A 14,622-nucleotide genomic window follows, 5' to 3' on the forward strand; every position below is an offset into this window, starting at 1 on the left:
TCATTTTAATGTGTCCGTTTATTGACGTAGATACAATTCTCTTAATTTAATTGCAGTCCACAATTTTAATTGCGATTCTCTTAATTTAATTGCAGTCCACCGATCAATTGCAATATCTCATAAATTATTTGCAGCGCCGAGCCTATATCACTATTCTTTTTGATTTACAGTTAGGACATCCTTTTTTATGCCAAAAATTTAAAATTAGAACTTTGGAAATGAATTATTACGAATTCTTAATATAAGAATTAATTCTATGAATCTTGAAAAATCAACTTAACATAAGTACATAAAATAACTTTATTTTCTGTTTTTTTCTAATGTTAAAATAATAGTGATTAAAATATTTTTGCGAAATTGGAGGTCAAGTATGAAACTTAATTATGAAATTAATTTGGATGATTATATTGAATTTAATTTACATCATTTAAAACATTCTAAAACTGTTCAAAAGTCGTTAATTAATCAACGAATTGCTGTGAGTTTAATCTATTTAGTAATACCATTTTTAATTTCCTTTTTTTTCAAGCAACCGCTTTTTGGTTATTTACTTGCCTTTTCGATAGCAGCCATTCTTTGGTTCGTTTATTTTCCAAAGTATTTCTACCGTTCCTCTAAAAACAAAATGATTAAGCATTTAACTGAAAAGAACGATCAATCGTTATTCGGCGAACATTCTCTAAAGGTTGATGAGAATGGAATGAAAGAAATTACAAAATCAAGTGTTCATGAAATAAAGTGGGATGATATAGTTGAAATAAAAGGAACGAAGAATTACTTTTATATTTACTTTACAAGTATGCAAGCCATTGTAGTTCCGCTAGAAGCAATAAAGGATGACATGGAGAGATTATTACAATTCTACAGAAAATATAATATTCAAGTTTTATATTGCTAGTTGAATATTGCATTCTGATCTTTAAAAGTTCAAGTTATTTTAACTTGAACTTTTTTATTGGTACTTTTCATTCTTAATCAAGAAAGAGGATTATGATAAAATGTAATAAAGGAGGGTACTCACTTGGAGAATTGTATAAAGGTTTCAGTTCGAACGCTAGTTGAGTATGCTCATACAGCGGGAAGTATCAATTTAACTTATAAAAGTTCGGTTTCTTTAATTGAAGGAACAAAGGCGCATCAAAAAATCCAAAGAGAATATGGTGAACAGGATGTAAAAGAACGACCTATATCCGGCACTATAAAATTGGATCAATTGGCGTTTCAGATAGAAGGCCGTTGTGATGGATTATTACTGAAGGATGATCAATATATAATAGAAGAAATTAAATCAACAATGAAGGATTTAAATGAAATAAATGAAAATTCATATCCTGTTCATTGGGCTCAAGCAAAAGTTTATGGATATTTTATTTGTGAAGAACTACAGCTTGAAAAGATTACACTTAGACTTACATATATTAATATTTTAACTGAGCAAAAAATAAGCTTCGATCTTTTGTTTACAAAGGATGAATTAACAAATTACTTATACAAAATGCTAGAAATTTATTATCCTTTTGCAAAATGGAAATACGATCATATTGAGTTAAGGAATCAGACCATAAAAGAATTAAATTTTCCCTTTCCTTCTTTCAGAAAAGGACAAAGAAAGTTAGCAGGTGCGGTATATCAAACGATTCAAGAAGGTAATAATTTATTTGCTGTTGCACCAACTGGAATAGGAAAAACGGTATCAACTATTTTTCCAACTGTTAAAAGTATTGGTGAGGATCGTATCAATCGGATGTTTTACTTAACTTCTAAGACAATAACTAGGACTGTTGCTGAAGAAGCATTTAAGCGCATGACAGATCAAGGACTTTGTATAAAGTGTACGACGATTACAGCAAAAGATAAAATCTGTTTTAAAGAAGAGACGATGTGTCAAAAGGATTATTGTGAATTTGCCAATGGTTATTATGACAGAATTAATGATGCTGTTCTTGATATTCTTTCATCCGAAAAAGCACTAACTAGGGAGAAAATAGAAGAATATGCACGAAAACATACAGTCTGTCCATTTGAATACTCATTAGATTTATTAAATTCTTCAGATGCTATTATTTGCGATGTAAATTATATTTTCGATCCTAGAGTATCGTTAAAGCGATTATTTGATGAGCATAAACGAAGTACAGTTTTATTAATTGATGAAGCTCATAATCTTGTTGATCGCTCAAGAGAAATGTATTCTGCGAGTCTATTCAAATCTAAATTTTTAGAGTTGAAAAATCGATATAAAAATTTAAAAGATGAACTTTATGCCATAATAAATGAAATAAATAAGCGTTTTATTGAATTAAGAAAGAAATGGAAGGACGTTGTAACCCCAGTTTCAAAGGAAATAGATGGGGATTTACTAGAACTTCTACATACATTCAATGAAATCGTAGAAATAAAATTACCGGAAATGGACGAGGACGAAAATAAACAACTTTTGCTTGATACTTATTTTGAGTCACTCAACTTCGTCAAAATCGCAGAGTTTTTTGATGAAAATTACGTATTCTACTATGAACTATATAAAAGTGAAGTTCATTTAAAGCTATTTTGCCTTGACCCATCTAAAGTTGTAAATGACGTAATAAAAAGATTTCGCTCAACAATTTACTTTTCAGCTACTTTAACCCCAATACAATATTTTCAAGATATGCTTGGTGATCAAAGTCGCGATTATACAATTTCAATCGATTCTCCTTTTCATAAGGAGCAATTGGAGGTAACAATTGACCCTCTATCAACGCGGTATCAAGATCGTGAAAGAAATTTAGAAAGATTAATTGATTCGGTATATAAAGAAATTACGAAAAGAAAAGGTAATTATTTAGTTTTTTATCCATCCTATCAATATTTAATTCAAAGTGTTGATTTATTTAAAGAGAAATACCCTACTATAAAAACAATCGTTCAAGAAAATGGTATGACTGAAATTGAACGAGAGGAATTCCTTTTACAATTTGATAGTCTAAATGAAGAAACGCTAGTTGGCTTTGCGGTATTAGGCGGTATATTCTCTGAAGGGATCGATTTAAAGGGTGATCGTTTAAACGGAGTCGTAGTAATTGGTGTAGGATTGCCGCAGATTTGTTTAGAAAGAAATATTTTAAAGGAGCATTTTAATTCGGTTGGAAAAAATGGGTATTATTATGCATATGTCTTTCCAGGTATGAATAAAGTAATGCAAGCGGGTGGAAGAGTGATACGATCTGAATCAGATGAAGGGACTTTATTACTAATTGATGACCGATATAAGAGTTCACTTTATCAAAGTTTATTACCTGAAGAATGGAAGTAAGAGTTAATAATTAAATAATTCAAAAAAAACAATTGATAATTATCAGAGTTTTTAATATACTTATCAATATAATTAAATAATCTTATCAAGAGCGGTGGAGGGACTGGCCCGACGAAACCCGGCAACTCTAGTAAAAACTAGAAAGTGCTAAATCCTGCAGGTGAAAAACCTGGAAGATAAGAGCGATATGTATATTTTGCGGACATAACCACTTCTTATTTTTTAGGAAGTGGTTTTTTATTTGACTAAAATGGGGGATTTATAATGACTAACACAAAAGAGGCTTTAAACACGAATAAAAAATCAATTGAAACGGTAGCTGTTCATGGAAGCAAAGGTTATGATCCATTAACTGGTGCGATTAGTTATCCAATTTATCAATCTGCTACTTTTAAGCATGCAGGTCTTCATCAATCGACTGGATATGATTATGCAAGATTACAAAATCCAACTCGTGAAGAAGTTGAAAATACTGTTGCAAAATTAGAAAGTGCAAATTATGGTGTTGCATTTTCAACAGGAAATGCAGCCGTTACTGCAGTATTAAGCTTATTTAAAAAAGGTGACCACCTAATTGTTTCAGATGATTTATACGGTGGTACATATCGTTTATTCGAAGAAATTTATTCGCCATATGGACTTGAGCATAATTTTGTAGATACGACTGAAATTGAAAATATTCTTGATGCACTTAAACCGAACACAAAAGGAATTTTTATTGAAACACCATCAAATCCAATGATGAAAGTAACTGATTTAAAAAGAGTAGTTGAGCTTGCAAAAGAACGAGATATAATTGTGATCGTTGATAATACATTTTTAACACCTTATTTCTTTAGACCAATTGAATTAGGTGCAGATGTTGTTGTTCATAGTGGAACAAAATATTTAGGTGGCCATAATGATACACTTGCTGGTTTTGTCGTAACAAATTCTGAATATACGAATGAACGAATTCGTTATTATCAAAAATCAACAGGAGCAACATTAGCTCCATTTGACTCTTGGTTGATCTTAAGAGGAATTAAAACATTACATTTACGTATGGAATACAGTCAAAAAAATGCAATTGTACTTGCGAAATTTTTAGAAAATCATCCGAATGTTACTGAAGTGTTTTATGTAGGGTTACCAACGCATAAAGGGTATTCAATTATTAAAGAACAAGCAACTGGATTTGGTGCAATGATTTCATTTAAAGTGAAAGATTTAAGTTTGGTTGAACAAGTATTAGGAAGTGTAAAAGTTATTACATTCGCAGAAAGCTTAGGTGGAGTTGAATCATTAATTACGTACCCACATACGCAAACTCATTCAGAAATGCCAGAGGAATTTAAAAGAAAGCTTGGTCTAGATGACCATACACTTCGTTTATCTGTTGGTATTGAACATATTGATGATTTATTAAATGACTTAGAAAATGCATTGGGGTGATGAGGATGCAATTTGGAACGAAATTAATTCATAATGGAAATGAAATAGATCAGGCAACAGGCGCATTAAGTATTCCGATTTATCAAACTTCAACATTTCATCAATTTGATATAGAGAATTTTGGTAAGTACGACTATGCAAGAAGTGGAAACCCAACAAGAGAAGCATTAGAAAATACAATTGCAAAGTTAGAAAATGGTGTTCGCGGTTTTGCATTTTCATCAGGGATGGCTGCAATCTCATCTGTATTGTCTTTGTTCTCAGCTGGAGATCATATTGTCATTTGTGAAGATGTATATGGAGGAACATTTAGAATCGCGACTAAAGTATTAAATCGTTTCGGAATCGATTTTACATTTGTAGACGCTTCTAATTTACAAGAGATTAAAGCCGGAATAAAGCCAAATACAAAAGGACTTTATTTAGAAACACCGTCTAATCCTCTTTTGAAAATTACTGATTTGAGTAGTGCAATCAAGATAGCAAAAGAAAATGACATCCTTGTCATTGTAGATAATAGTTTTTTATCACCATATTTACAAAGACCTTTAGATTTAGGAGCTGATATTGTCGTTCATAGTGCAACAAAATTTATTGCAGGCCATAGCGACGTAATCGGAGGGCTAGCGGTCGTAAATTCGGAAGAACTTGCAAATGATTTATACACAATCCAAAATTCATTCGGGGCAATTTTAGGTCCACAAGACTGTTGGTTAACATTAAGAGGATTAAAGACATTAAAAGTTCGTATGGATGCATATGAACAAACTGCATCAAAATTAGCAAATTGGCTTTTAGAACAAGAAGAAGTTGAGGATGTTTATTACCCAGGACTAAAAGATCACCCTGGTCACGATATACATTTTGAGCAGGCTACTGGAGGAGGAGCAGTCCTTTCATTTACACTAAAAACGATTGAACAAACGACAAGTTTCCTACAATCAGTCGAAAACGTTGCAGTTGCCGTTTCATTAGGTGGAGTTGAGACAATTGTTTCATATCCTGTGAAGATGTCCCATGCTGCAATACCGCTCGATGTTCGTGAAAGATTAGGCGTAAAAGATACATTAATAAGAGTGTCAGTTGGTTTAGAAGATATTGAAGACTTGATTGCAAGCTTTAAAAAAGCATTAAATGCAGGGGTAAGAGAAAAACAAGAAGTGCAGGAATAGGGAAACCGGATAATTAAAAAAGAGAATCTGTCTTAGAAACACGAACAAATTAAACTCTATATTAAAAATCCCACAATGGAATTTCTGTGGGATTTATTTATTTTATATTTTTTAATTTTGCGCTATTGATGATGCGTAAATTAGATGTAAACTTTTTAAGTAATATAAAGATTTTTAGTTGACTATGAAATGAATATTTCCCCGTCACCAATTTCCTCTTGAATTACCTCAGCTGCACCTATAAGTGCCAAAGCGTTTCCAACTAATTGAATTGAATCAGAAAGCACGATTTTTCTTTGTAATTCAAGTAAATTTTTCTTATCTGAAGTGAACAATTGCTTAGAAACGTAAAAAGCAACGGATAACTGACCAGCTGTGCCAATCCACATGCCTGATATGATATCTCTTTTCCCTTGAAAGATTGAATCTTTGTCAATTGAATATAATTTTGATAATGTAATCGTTTCATATAATTGTGCAACTGCCTTAACCCACGATGCAGCAACAATTTGTTTTTCAAGACTTGCTTGTAAACCGTCATCTTCTATAGTAGTTATTTGATTTTGGTCTTTCCCTTCCTTTTCCTTGATATTTTCTTCTAGCATCTTTTCCATCTCCAATATAAAATATCTGTTATTTATATAACTATTCAACTTAGTGTGATTGTGATTCTATCTAATAGGATATTTTCGTATTACAATAATTAACTTTTCGTTAAATTAGGATGGAATCAACTAAATAATCTGATGTCTAATTAATTAATATTCAAGTTTGAATTGTCTAAAAATGGATAAAAAAAGCTAATTGACATATGGTTAATTGTAATGAAAAGGTTTCACTATGTTTATAAACGAATATTTTTTAAAAATAATACAAAAAATGTTCGTGTTTTTGCTTGAAACGCATTCATATTGATGGTATTCTATTTTAGGTTGATCAAATGATATAAATTAAACCTTATTTGGAGGTATATATAGATGTATGATGTTATCGTTGTTGGAGCAGGACCTGCTGGAATATTTACTTGTTATGAATTAACTTTAAAAATGCCTAATGCTAAAGTACTACTTGTTGATAAAGGACATGATATATTCGCAAGACATTGCCCGATTTTACAAAAGAAAATTGAAAAATGTCCGCCTGCTGCAGGTAAAAAAGAATTTTCAGGTTGCTTACCAGCTTGCTCAATTACAAATGGTTTTGGTGGTGCTGGAGCATATTCAGATGGAAAATTTAATATTACAAGCGAATTTGGTGGATGGATGACAGATTACTTATCAGATTCACAAGTAGTTGAATTAATCAAATACGTTGATGAAATTAATTTAGAACATGGTGCGACTGAATCGATTACTGATCCCTTAACAGAAGAAGTTAGAGATATTGAACGTCGTGGTTACGCAGCTGGACTTAAATTATTACGCGCACAAGTTCGTCATTTAGGAACTGAGCAAAATTTAGAAATTCTAAAAAGCATTTACGAGTATTTAAAAACGAAAATCGATATGAAGTATAAAACTGAAGTAGAGGACTTAATAACTGAAAAGGTTGAAGGTACTCATATCATAAAGGGAATTAAATTAAAAAAAGGTGAAGAATTACATGCTAAGAAAGTTGTAATTGTGCCTGGTCGTGATGGCTCAAAATGGCTAACTGATGTTATGAAAAAACGTCGTTTAAAAATGTCAACAAATCAAGTTGATATTGGTGTTCGTGTTGAGACTTCAAACGTAGTAATGGAAGAGATTAACAAGCACTTATACGAAGGTAAATTCGTCTTTAATACTAGCGTGGGTACAAAAGTCAGAACATTCTGTAGTAATCCATCTGGACACGTAGTAGTTGAAAATCATTCAGGAATTATGACTGCTAATGGTCACGCTTATAAAGACCCTAAACTAGGTAGTCCAAATACAAACTTTGCCTTATTAGTATCGCATCAATTCGCAGAACCATTTGATAAACCAAATGAATATGCGCACGAGGTTTCACGCCTTGCAAACATGCTTTCACACGGTGGAGTAATCGTACAAAAATACGGAGATATTTTAAAAGGTCGCCGTTCAACTGAAAAGCGTATTAAAGAAGGCTTTTTAGAACCAACTTTAAAAGAAGCAGTACCAGGAGATTTAGGATTAGTTTTACCATATAATACAATGAAAAGTTTAATTGAAATGGTAGAAGCATTAAATCATGTAACTCCAGGTATCGCTGCAGAACATACACTTTTCTACGGCGTAGAAGCAAAATTCTACTCAGCACGACCAAAGCTAAATGTACACTTTGAAAGTGAAATCTCTGGATTATATCTAGGTGGAGATGGAGCAGGAGTTACTCGTGGCTTAGCTCAAGCAAGTGCTTGTGGTGTATGGATTGCGCGTGATATCATTACAAAAATCGGAAGTAAAGAAAAAGAATTAGTTACTATTTAATACTTTATTTAACAAACCTCTATTGCATTGTTATAGCATTAGAGGTTTGTTTTGTTAGACTAAACATTTAATTAATTATTTTAGTATTTGGCTTAAAAAAGAATTAACGTGACTTTTTTGAAAAGGTATAATTTAACTAAAAACTAAAAGGTTTGTGATATCTTGCAATTAAAAACTAAATATAAAACTTGGATTCGTATCTATAAACTGCTTATATTTCTAGTGATTTCACTCATCTTTCTTTCTGTAACAATATTACCTGTTAATACATATGTACGAATTCTATCAGGAATTTTAGCTGTGCCATTTCTATATATAACACTTATACTTTCTTATTCTATATACCAATTCGCATCCATTGGAGGGAATTATCAGTCAAAAATTCATGACTTAATTGTGTCCAAAGTAAAGTGGGATGGAGACGGAACACTTTTAGATATTGGTACGGGCAGCGGTTCGCTGATCATTAAACTCGCAAAGGCTTTTCCTACATCAGTATTAACTGGAATTGACTATTGGGGGGGAAATTGGGAGTATTCAAAAGCACAATGCCAGCAAAATGCAGAAATAGAAGGTGTTTCTCATCAGATTCATTTTGTGAAAGCAAGTGCTTCAGAACTCCCTTTTAATGAGAATGAATTTGATGTCATTGTAAGCTGTCTTACTTTCCATGAAGTAAAAGATCGAAGCAATAAAACTGATGTAATAAAAGAGGCATTAAGAGTGTTAAAACCTGGAGGGGAATTCGTCTTTTTAGATTTATTTATGGATGAAAAAATATTTGGAGATGAAAAGGAGCAGCTCTTAAACGATTTAAAGAAATATGGTGTATCTGAATTGAACAGATCTAAACTTGATAAAGAAATGAAATTGCCAAAAATTTTATTGAACAAAAAAGTATTAGGAAATGCAGTGATTTTGAGTGGAAGGAAATAATAATGAAATCACTATAAAACAAATAGTTGGATGAATGATTTTGGCTGTGAAAGAAGGTTTAGTAGATTATTGATCGAAGTGATTTATAAAATAACTACATATAAGTTAGGAGTCTTAACATGGAAGATAAAGAGAAAATTTATTATAAGCGTGGTACAGAAGAATTAAAAATGAAAAATATACGTGCCCATAAGCTTGTTCAAGAGTTTAATAATATAAATGTGGAATCGTTCGAAAGAAAAGAAGAAATATTGAAAGAGCTGTTTGGTACAGTAGGGGAAAATCCAAGTATTGAGCATAATTTTCATTGTGATTTAGGGGATAACATTCATGTGGGAGATCATTTCTATGCAGGTTATAATTGTACAATCTTAGATATGGCAGAAGTGAAAATAGGAAATAACTGTATGATTGGTCCGAATGTAGGAATCTATACAGCTGGCCATTCGATTCAACCAAAGGATCGAAATAAGAGCGGGTATGCGATTCCAATCCATATTGGAGACAATGTGTGGATTGGAGGGAGTTGTACTATTTTACCAGGCATTACGATTGGAGATAACTCAATTGTAGCTGCAGGTTCTGTCGTTACGAAAGATGTACCTTCTAATAGTGTAGTGGCCGGTAACCCTGCGAAAATTATTAAAAGTATAGAAAATTAAATGAAATTATAAACTTAATAAAAATATAAATGAGGTAGATAAAATGGATAATTGTGCAGATGTTTTAATCGTGATCGATTTACAAAATGGTGTATGTTACAGCGGTGAGCATTTATTTGAATTGCAAAATTTAATTAGTAAAGTAAATAAAAGAATCTCATTATATAGAGAATTAAGTAAACCAATTATTTTTGTTCAGCATTGTGATGAAGAATTAGTACATGGAGAAGAACTTTGGGCTATTAATGCTAATCTAGATGTTCGAGAACAAGATTTTTTCATCAATAAAATACATGCAAATTCTTTTTTTAAAACAAACTTAAAAAATCTTTTAGATCAATTAGCTGTACAAAAAATAGAATTTTGCGGTGCTCAAACTGAATACTGTATGGATGCTACAATTAAATTTGCGCATGGATTGGGTTACGAAAACTTCATGGTAAACGGAGCAACTTCTACATTAAATAATCCATTTATGTCTGCAAAAGAAACAATTGATTTTTATGAAAAAATGTGGAACCATCGATTTTTAACTTTTATAGAAAATGATCTCAAAAGGGATACTTTAGCAAAAAATTAACTACTCCACATTAAAGAGGTAGATGAGAAATACTCTCTAGGACTATTTAAAAATCTAGTGAATATAATTTAGTAGATTTGAATAGAAGTGGGGGGATATAAATGAAAAGAGTTGCATTTTGCATCTTCTGTTTCTTTTTGTTGTTTTTATCGAATGTCTCAATCTCAAATGCAACATCGCGCTATTTAGATCAAATAGATAAGAATAATCGTAAGGAAGTTAATTATTATGTTAAGAAATCAACTGTGATTGTCGAACAAAAAGAATTTAGTTTAACAAATAAGGAAAAAAACACAAACGAAAATGTAGTGGCTATTGCTGCAAAATACGATACTGTAAGAGATCGTTTCTTTAAAACAGCGAATTATGATACGTATTTACTGGATGAAAAAACAGGAGAAATATTAGATCCTGGAAAATTTGTTTCATCGAAAATATATGATGAATTCATAAAACAACACAAAAATGATGGAGAAAATGATTTTAGATGGAAAAATTCATTAATCGTTTTGGCATTAATATTTATTACTATCATAATCATTCCAATTTTTGCTTCAAAATTAAATGATTAATTCGAAGGCTGTTTCGGCAGTCTTTTTATTATGCTAAATAGATGATTATTGAAGTATGAAGTTTATTAGATTGAAATTTAGATTAACTAGTAGTATTTTTATTAGAAAACAGGTTAGGAGATAAGAAGATGATCCAGTCAATCGTGCATATTGCATTAGTCGTAAAAGAGTATGATGAGGCTATTGAGTTTTATACGAAAAAACTTCATTTTAATTTAATTGAAGATACATATCAGCCTGAACAAGATAAGAGATGGGTAGTTGTAAGTCCACCTGGTTCATCAGGAACGACTATTCTACTTGCAAAGGCATCAAAACAAGAGCAAGAGCCATTCGTTGGCAATCAAGCTGGTGGGAGAGTTTTTTTATTTTTAGGAACAGATGATTTCTGGAGAGATTATGAGGAAATGAAATCAAAAGGAATTGAGTTTGTAAGAGAACCGAAAGTACAAGATTATGGAACGGTTGCAGTATTTAAGGATTTATACGGAAATCTATGGGACTTAATACAATTCAGTGACAATCATCCGCTTGCAAAAAGAATAAAATAAAAGTTTACTTGATATTAAAAATAAATTTGCCAATTAAATTTAACGTTTATTTGATGTTTACAGAATTAATAAAGTAATTAGAGGAACCTTCATTTTGACGAAGGTTCCCAAATTTTTTATTTAATTACACAAACATTATAAATGGAATAAATGCATAAATAAAAAGACAATAGGAGGAATCAATAATGAGGGTAGAAGATTTAAAGTATTACATTTCTTAATCCCCAATATACTTAGGCCTGACGCTATTATTAATATACCGCCTACAATCGTCACTTCATTTAGAAGATCAGTGCTTAAAGAATTCTTCATTAGTATGGCAATCAAATAGATGGATCCCTGCCATGTAAATAATGCAATTCCAGCAAAAATGATTCCAATCCCAAAAGTGGATGCTAAAACAATCGAAGTAATGCCATCCAACGTACCATTTGCAAGAAGGTATGTATAATCCCCTTTTAACGCTGCTTCTACTGGTCCTAAAATCGATAATGTTCCAATACAAAATAATAAAATAGCGGTTGATAATCCTTCAGCCAAATTACCTTTAGAATATTTATTAACTAAGCTATTAAATCTTGATTCTAACTTGAGTTTTTGTCCAATTAATCCGCCTATGGCCAGACTTACAATAAAAAGTACTGGATATTTGCTAGAAGGCAAATGTTGTACTAGTGAGTTGATCCCTAATCCTAAAGCTACTAATCCCATCGCCTGCATAAGGATTTCATGATATTCTTCTTTTATCCCTTTTTTAAAGATGCTTCCGATCAAGCTCCCGGCTATAATCATCAATGTGTTAAAAATCGTGCCAAACATAATTCGATTTCTCCTTTTATTAATAGTATATTAATAAAAAATAAACCCTCTAGTAACTAGAGGGTCAAGTAGGTTTTTATCATTTAGTTTACTCATAAGGTAATAAAATTTCCGTGACATGCTTTTCATTATCGTTAGTAAAGCCGTAATCAATAAGTGTAATTTCAAAGGAATCATCTAACAGTTTATAATTGTGTTTTTTCATATACGTCAATAATTTCTTATAATAATCAACAGCATCAATGTGAGTACCTTTAAATCGAACTCTCAAATAGTCTCTTGATGGAATAAGAATGGAAGTTGGTGGAATGTGATCTCCATCTTCAAGTATCATGAAAATACTGGAGTATTTATCAAAAACATTCTTTTTCAAATTTGATGCTGAGATTGAGATGCCAATTTTCCCTAAAAAAATTTCCTCATTAATCCCAAAACTGTTCCTTAGTTCTGTAATAGGTAATTCAATATCATCGCCTATAACATAGTCATGGCGTAAATAAGCTACATGCATTTCGGGAAGTGTTATTTCTGATATTACATCTAAAGGTGTACTAACAGCATCTTCAATTTGTAATAAACGGCGTGATATTTTCGTTTCAATAATCTCCAATTCATTCTTCTTTTTGGCAACTTCATCTTTTTGTTTTTTTAACATTTCAACAAGAGCATCAATTTCCCGATAATTAAAAAAATCAATCATTTCGTTTATTGGTAAATCAAGAGCCCTCAAATATTTAATCGAATTCAGCCTTTCAAACTGTTGAGTTGAATAATATCGATAGTTGGTCTTTTTATCGGTAAATTCTGGACGTAAGAGACCAATCTGATCATAATACCTAAGAGTCGCAATTTTAACTTGGAATAATTTTGATACTTCACCAATTGTAAAATACTCTTTCATTTCTTAAAAACTCCTCTATTTGCCATGAAAATGATATTCCTTATTATCAAATATCCTTTAATTTTAATAAGCTCCAAATTGTTAAATTTTGATAAATGTAATTACTTTCCGGAAAGATTGTTAATTTAAATAATACATTCAATTCAGATTGTCATCAATTAATAAAAAATGTTCAATATGTAGATCAGAAAATTCAATTATCAAAATTAGGACTTTAAATGATAATATAAGGAAATAGAGAGAAAATTTGTAAAATTAATCAATTAAGTAGGAGCAGATTACATGGAAAAAGAGATTTATCTAATTAGACACTGTGAAGCAGAAGGACAGCCATTTGAGGCGAATCTAACGAAGCGAGGTTCAAAACAAGCTAAGCAATTGAGTGATTTTTTCTCAAAGATAAAAGTTGACCAAATTATTTCAAGCCCTTTTTTACGAGCAATTCAATCAATCGAACCGACTAGTAATGAAAAGAATATAGACATTGATCTCGATGAGCGACTATCTGAACGTAAGCTAAGCTCAACTGATTTACCCGACTGGCTTGAAAAATTAGAAGCCACATTTGAAGATATGGAGTTGAAATTTGATGGTGGCGAATCAAGTCAAGAAGCTACTAATCGTGCAATAAGCGTAATAGATGAAATCATCAAAAGTGAAAATCAAATTACAATCATTGTAACTCATGGGAATTTGATGTCTTTAATAATAAAACAGTTTAACAAAGAATTTGGTTTTGAGAATTGGAAAAGTTTAAGTAATCCTGATATTTTTCTTTTGAAGTGTAAGGATAATGAGTTTGATTGTGAACGTTTGTGGGAAGTTGAATAAGAGAGTTGGTAAGAAAAAATATAATTCGCCTAAGCTAATAGATTATTAAAATTAGAGGTTCAGTTAGAGAAGATTGTTGAGTTTTTTATTGAACTAAATGGCAGATTAGTTACATAAGGAATGTTAAAAAAATGATACGCTTAGAGAATAAGGATTGATATAATTAACCTATAGAAAAAATTTCCAACTATTTTAGGGGAGATAATAATGGGATTATTATTTGATTTAACATTTAATATATTTGGTAGTATTGTATGTGGATGGCTGATAGTTCTTTCGATAATAAAGATACAAGAAGGTTTATCGGGGGCTAAATTTGAAAAACATCAAAAAAAGTATTTATACAAACGAGGAATATTACTAAGCATAGCAATAGGGCTAGTTTTTTATTTTACTGGATGGTAGTAATTCCTTATCCAACTAAACCAGCTAATAGT

The 14,622-nt window shown here is 31.2% G+C and carries 15 protein-coding genes and 1 riboswitch; of the genes, 12 read left to right on the forward strand and 3 right to left on the reverse strand.

The features are described 5' to 3' along the window. The first annotated feature begins 370 nt into the window (after positions 1-370). From COE53_RS23535 to COE53_RS23550, 4 genes are all read left to right on the forward strand, one after another. Positions 371-898 (forward strand): YcxB family protein, encoded by a 528-nt coding sequence (locus tag COE53_RS23535; protein ID WP_069034420.1) that lies wholly within the window; start codon positions 371-373, stop codon positions 896-898. A 123-nt stretch (positions 899-1,021) separates the two neighbouring features. Then, positions 1,022-3,295 (forward strand): ATP-dependent DNA helicase, encoded by a 2,274-nt coding sequence (locus COE53_RS23540; RefSeq protein WP_098948806.1) that lies wholly within the window; start codon positions 1,022-1,024, stop codon positions 3,293-3,295. 79 nt (positions 3,296-3,374) lie between these two features. Beyond that, positions 3,375-3,478: riboswitch (SAM riboswitch) on the forward strand. Positions 3,479-3,559: 81 nt separating this feature from the next. Next, positions 3,560-4,729, forward strand: a complete 1,170-nt coding sequence (locus COE53_RS23545) for a trans-sulfuration enzyme family protein (protein ID WP_069034418.1) — start codon at positions 3,560-3,562, stop codon at positions 4,727-4,729. Between the two features lie 5 nt (positions 4,730-4,734). Then, positions 4,735-5,901 (forward strand): trans-sulfuration enzyme family protein, encoded by a 1,167-nt coding sequence (locus tag COE53_RS23550; RefSeq protein ID WP_069034417.1) that lies wholly within the window; start codon positions 4,735-4,737, stop codon positions 5,899-5,901. 182 nt (positions 5,902-6,083) lie between these two features. Here COE53_RS23550 and COE53_RS23555 read toward each other — a convergent pair whose 3' ends face one another. After that, entirely contained in the window at positions 6,084-6,506 is a 423-nt protein-coding gene (locus tag COE53_RS23555) for a hypothetical protein (protein ID WP_069034416.1), read from the reverse strand. A gap of 372 nt (positions 6,507-6,878) precedes the next feature. Here COE53_RS23555 and COE53_RS23560 point away from each other — a divergent pair, with 372 nt between their 5' ends. From COE53_RS23560 to COE53_RS23585, 6 genes are all read left to right on the forward strand, one after another. Further along, on the forward strand, positions 6,879-8,333 hold the full coding sequence (locus COE53_RS23560) for an NAD(P)/FAD-dependent oxidoreductase (protein WP_069034415.1): 1,455 nt from the start codon (positions 6,879-6,881) through the stop codon (positions 8,331-8,333). 159 nt (positions 8,334-8,492) lie between these two features. Further along, positions 8,493-9,269 (forward strand): class I SAM-dependent methyltransferase, encoded by a 777-nt coding sequence (locus COE53_RS23565; protein WP_069034414.1) that lies wholly within the window; start codon positions 8,493-8,495, stop codon positions 9,267-9,269. A gap of 119 nt (positions 9,270-9,388) precedes the next feature. Next, on the forward strand, positions 9,389-9,931 hold the full coding sequence (locus COE53_RS23570) for a sugar O-acetyltransferase (RefSeq protein WP_069034413.1): 543 nt from the start codon (positions 9,389-9,391) through the stop codon (positions 9,929-9,931). A gap of 43 nt (positions 9,932-9,974) precedes the next feature. Beyond that, positions 9,975-10,511, forward strand: a complete 537-nt coding sequence (locus tag COE53_RS23575; protein WP_025568410.1) for a cysteine hydrolase family protein — start codon at positions 9,975-9,977, stop codon at positions 10,509-10,511. 101 nt (positions 10,512-10,612) lie between these two features. Next, positions 10,613-11,083 carry a hypothetical protein gene (locus tag COE53_RS23580; RefSeq protein WP_025568409.1) on the forward strand — a complete coding sequence of 157 codons (471 nt, stop codon included), beginning with the start codon at positions 10,613-10,615 and terminating at the stop codon, positions 11,081-11,083. A gap of 128 nt (positions 11,084-11,211) precedes the next feature. Then, positions 11,212-11,634 carry a VOC family protein gene (locus COE53_RS23585; protein ID WP_025568408.1) on the forward strand — a complete coding sequence of 141 codons (423 nt, stop codon included), beginning with the start codon at positions 11,212-11,214 and terminating at the stop codon, positions 11,632-11,634. A 135-nt stretch (positions 11,635-11,769) separates the two neighbouring features. On the opposite strand, the gene COE53_RS23590 is transcribed toward COE53_RS23585, so the two are convergent. Further along, entirely contained in the window at positions 11,770-12,453 is a 684-nt protein-coding gene (locus tag COE53_RS23590; RefSeq protein ID WP_025568407.1) for a DUF554 domain-containing protein, read from the reverse strand. An 88-nt stretch (positions 12,454-12,541) separates the two neighbouring features. Then, positions 12,542-13,354 carry a MerR family transcriptional regulator gene (locus COE53_RS23595; protein ID WP_025568406.1) on the reverse strand — a complete coding sequence of 271 codons (813 nt, stop codon included), beginning with the start codon at positions 13,352-13,354 and terminating at the stop codon, positions 12,542-12,544. 282 nt (positions 13,355-13,636) lie between these two features. On the opposite strand from COE53_RS23595, the gene COE53_RS23600 reads away from it, so the two are divergent. After that, on the forward strand, positions 13,637-14,185 hold the full coding sequence (locus COE53_RS23600; protein ID WP_025568405.1) for a histidine phosphatase family protein: 549 nt from the start codon (positions 13,637-13,639) through the stop codon (positions 14,183-14,185). A gap of 207 nt (positions 14,186-14,392) precedes the next feature. Next, on the forward strand, positions 14,393-14,590 hold the full coding sequence (locus COE53_RS23605; protein WP_025568404.1) for a hypothetical protein: 198 nt from the start codon (positions 14,393-14,395) through the stop codon (positions 14,588-14,590). Positions 14,591-14,622: the final 32 nt, after the last annotated feature.

It is taken from the genome of Bacillus sp. AFS029533 (genome assembly GCF_002585125.1).
GTDB classification, from domain to species: domain Bacteria; phylum Bacillota; class Bacilli; order Bacillales; family Bacillaceae_G; genus Gottfriedia; species Gottfriedia luciferensis_B.

What these genes read in the sequence shown, in the direction of transcription:
- COE53_RS23535 (WP_069034420.1), top strand. Translation starts at nt 371, where the DNA reads ATGAAACTTAATTATGAAATTAATTTGGATGATTATATTGAATTTAAT.
- COE53_RS23545 (WP_069034418.1), top strand. Translation starts at nt 3,560, where the DNA reads ATGACTAACACAAAAGAGGCTTTAAACACGAATAAAAAATCAATTGAA.
- COE53_RS23550 (WP_069034417.1), top strand. Translation starts at nt 4,735, where the DNA reads ATGCAATTTGGAACGAAATTAATTCATAATGGAAATGAAATAGATCAG.
- COE53_RS23555 (WP_069034416.1), bottom strand. Translation starts at nt 6,506, where the DNA reads ATGCTAGAAGAAAATATCAAGGAAAAGGAAGGGAAAGACCAAAATCAA.
- COE53_RS23560 (WP_069034415.1), top strand. Translation starts at nt 6,879, where the DNA reads ATGTATGATGTTATCGTTGTTGGAGCAGGACCTGCTGGAATATTTACT.
- COE53_RS23570 (WP_069034413.1), top strand. Translation starts at nt 9,389, where the DNA reads ATGGAAGATAAAGAGAAAATTTATTATAAGCGTGGTACAGAAGAATTA.
- COE53_RS23575 (WP_025568410.1), top strand. Translation starts at nt 9,975, where the DNA reads ATGGATAATTGTGCAGATGTTTTAATCGTGATCGATTTACAAAATGGT.
- COE53_RS23580 (WP_025568409.1), top strand. Translation starts at nt 10,613, where the DNA reads ATGAAAAGAGTTGCATTTTGCATCTTCTGTTTCTTTTTGTTGTTTTTA.
- COE53_RS23585 (WP_025568408.1), top strand. Translation starts at nt 11,212, where the DNA reads ATGATCCAGTCAATCGTGCATATTGCATTAGTCGTAAAAGAGTATGAT.
- COE53_RS23590 (WP_025568407.1), bottom strand. Translation starts at nt 12,453, where the DNA reads ATGTTTGGCACGATTTTTAACACATTGATGATTATAGCCGGGAGCTTG.
- COE53_RS23595 (WP_025568406.1), bottom strand. Translation starts at nt 13,354, where the DNA reads ATGAAAGAGTATTTTACAATTGGTGAAGTATCAAAATTATTCCAAGTT.
- COE53_RS23600 (WP_025568405.1), top strand. Translation starts at nt 13,637, where the DNA reads ATGGAAAAAGAGATTTATCTAATTAGACACTGTGAAGCAGAAGGACAG.
- COE53_RS23605 (WP_025568404.1), top strand. Translation starts at nt 14,393, where the DNA reads ATGGGATTATTATTTGATTTAACATTTAATATATTTGGTAGTATTGTA.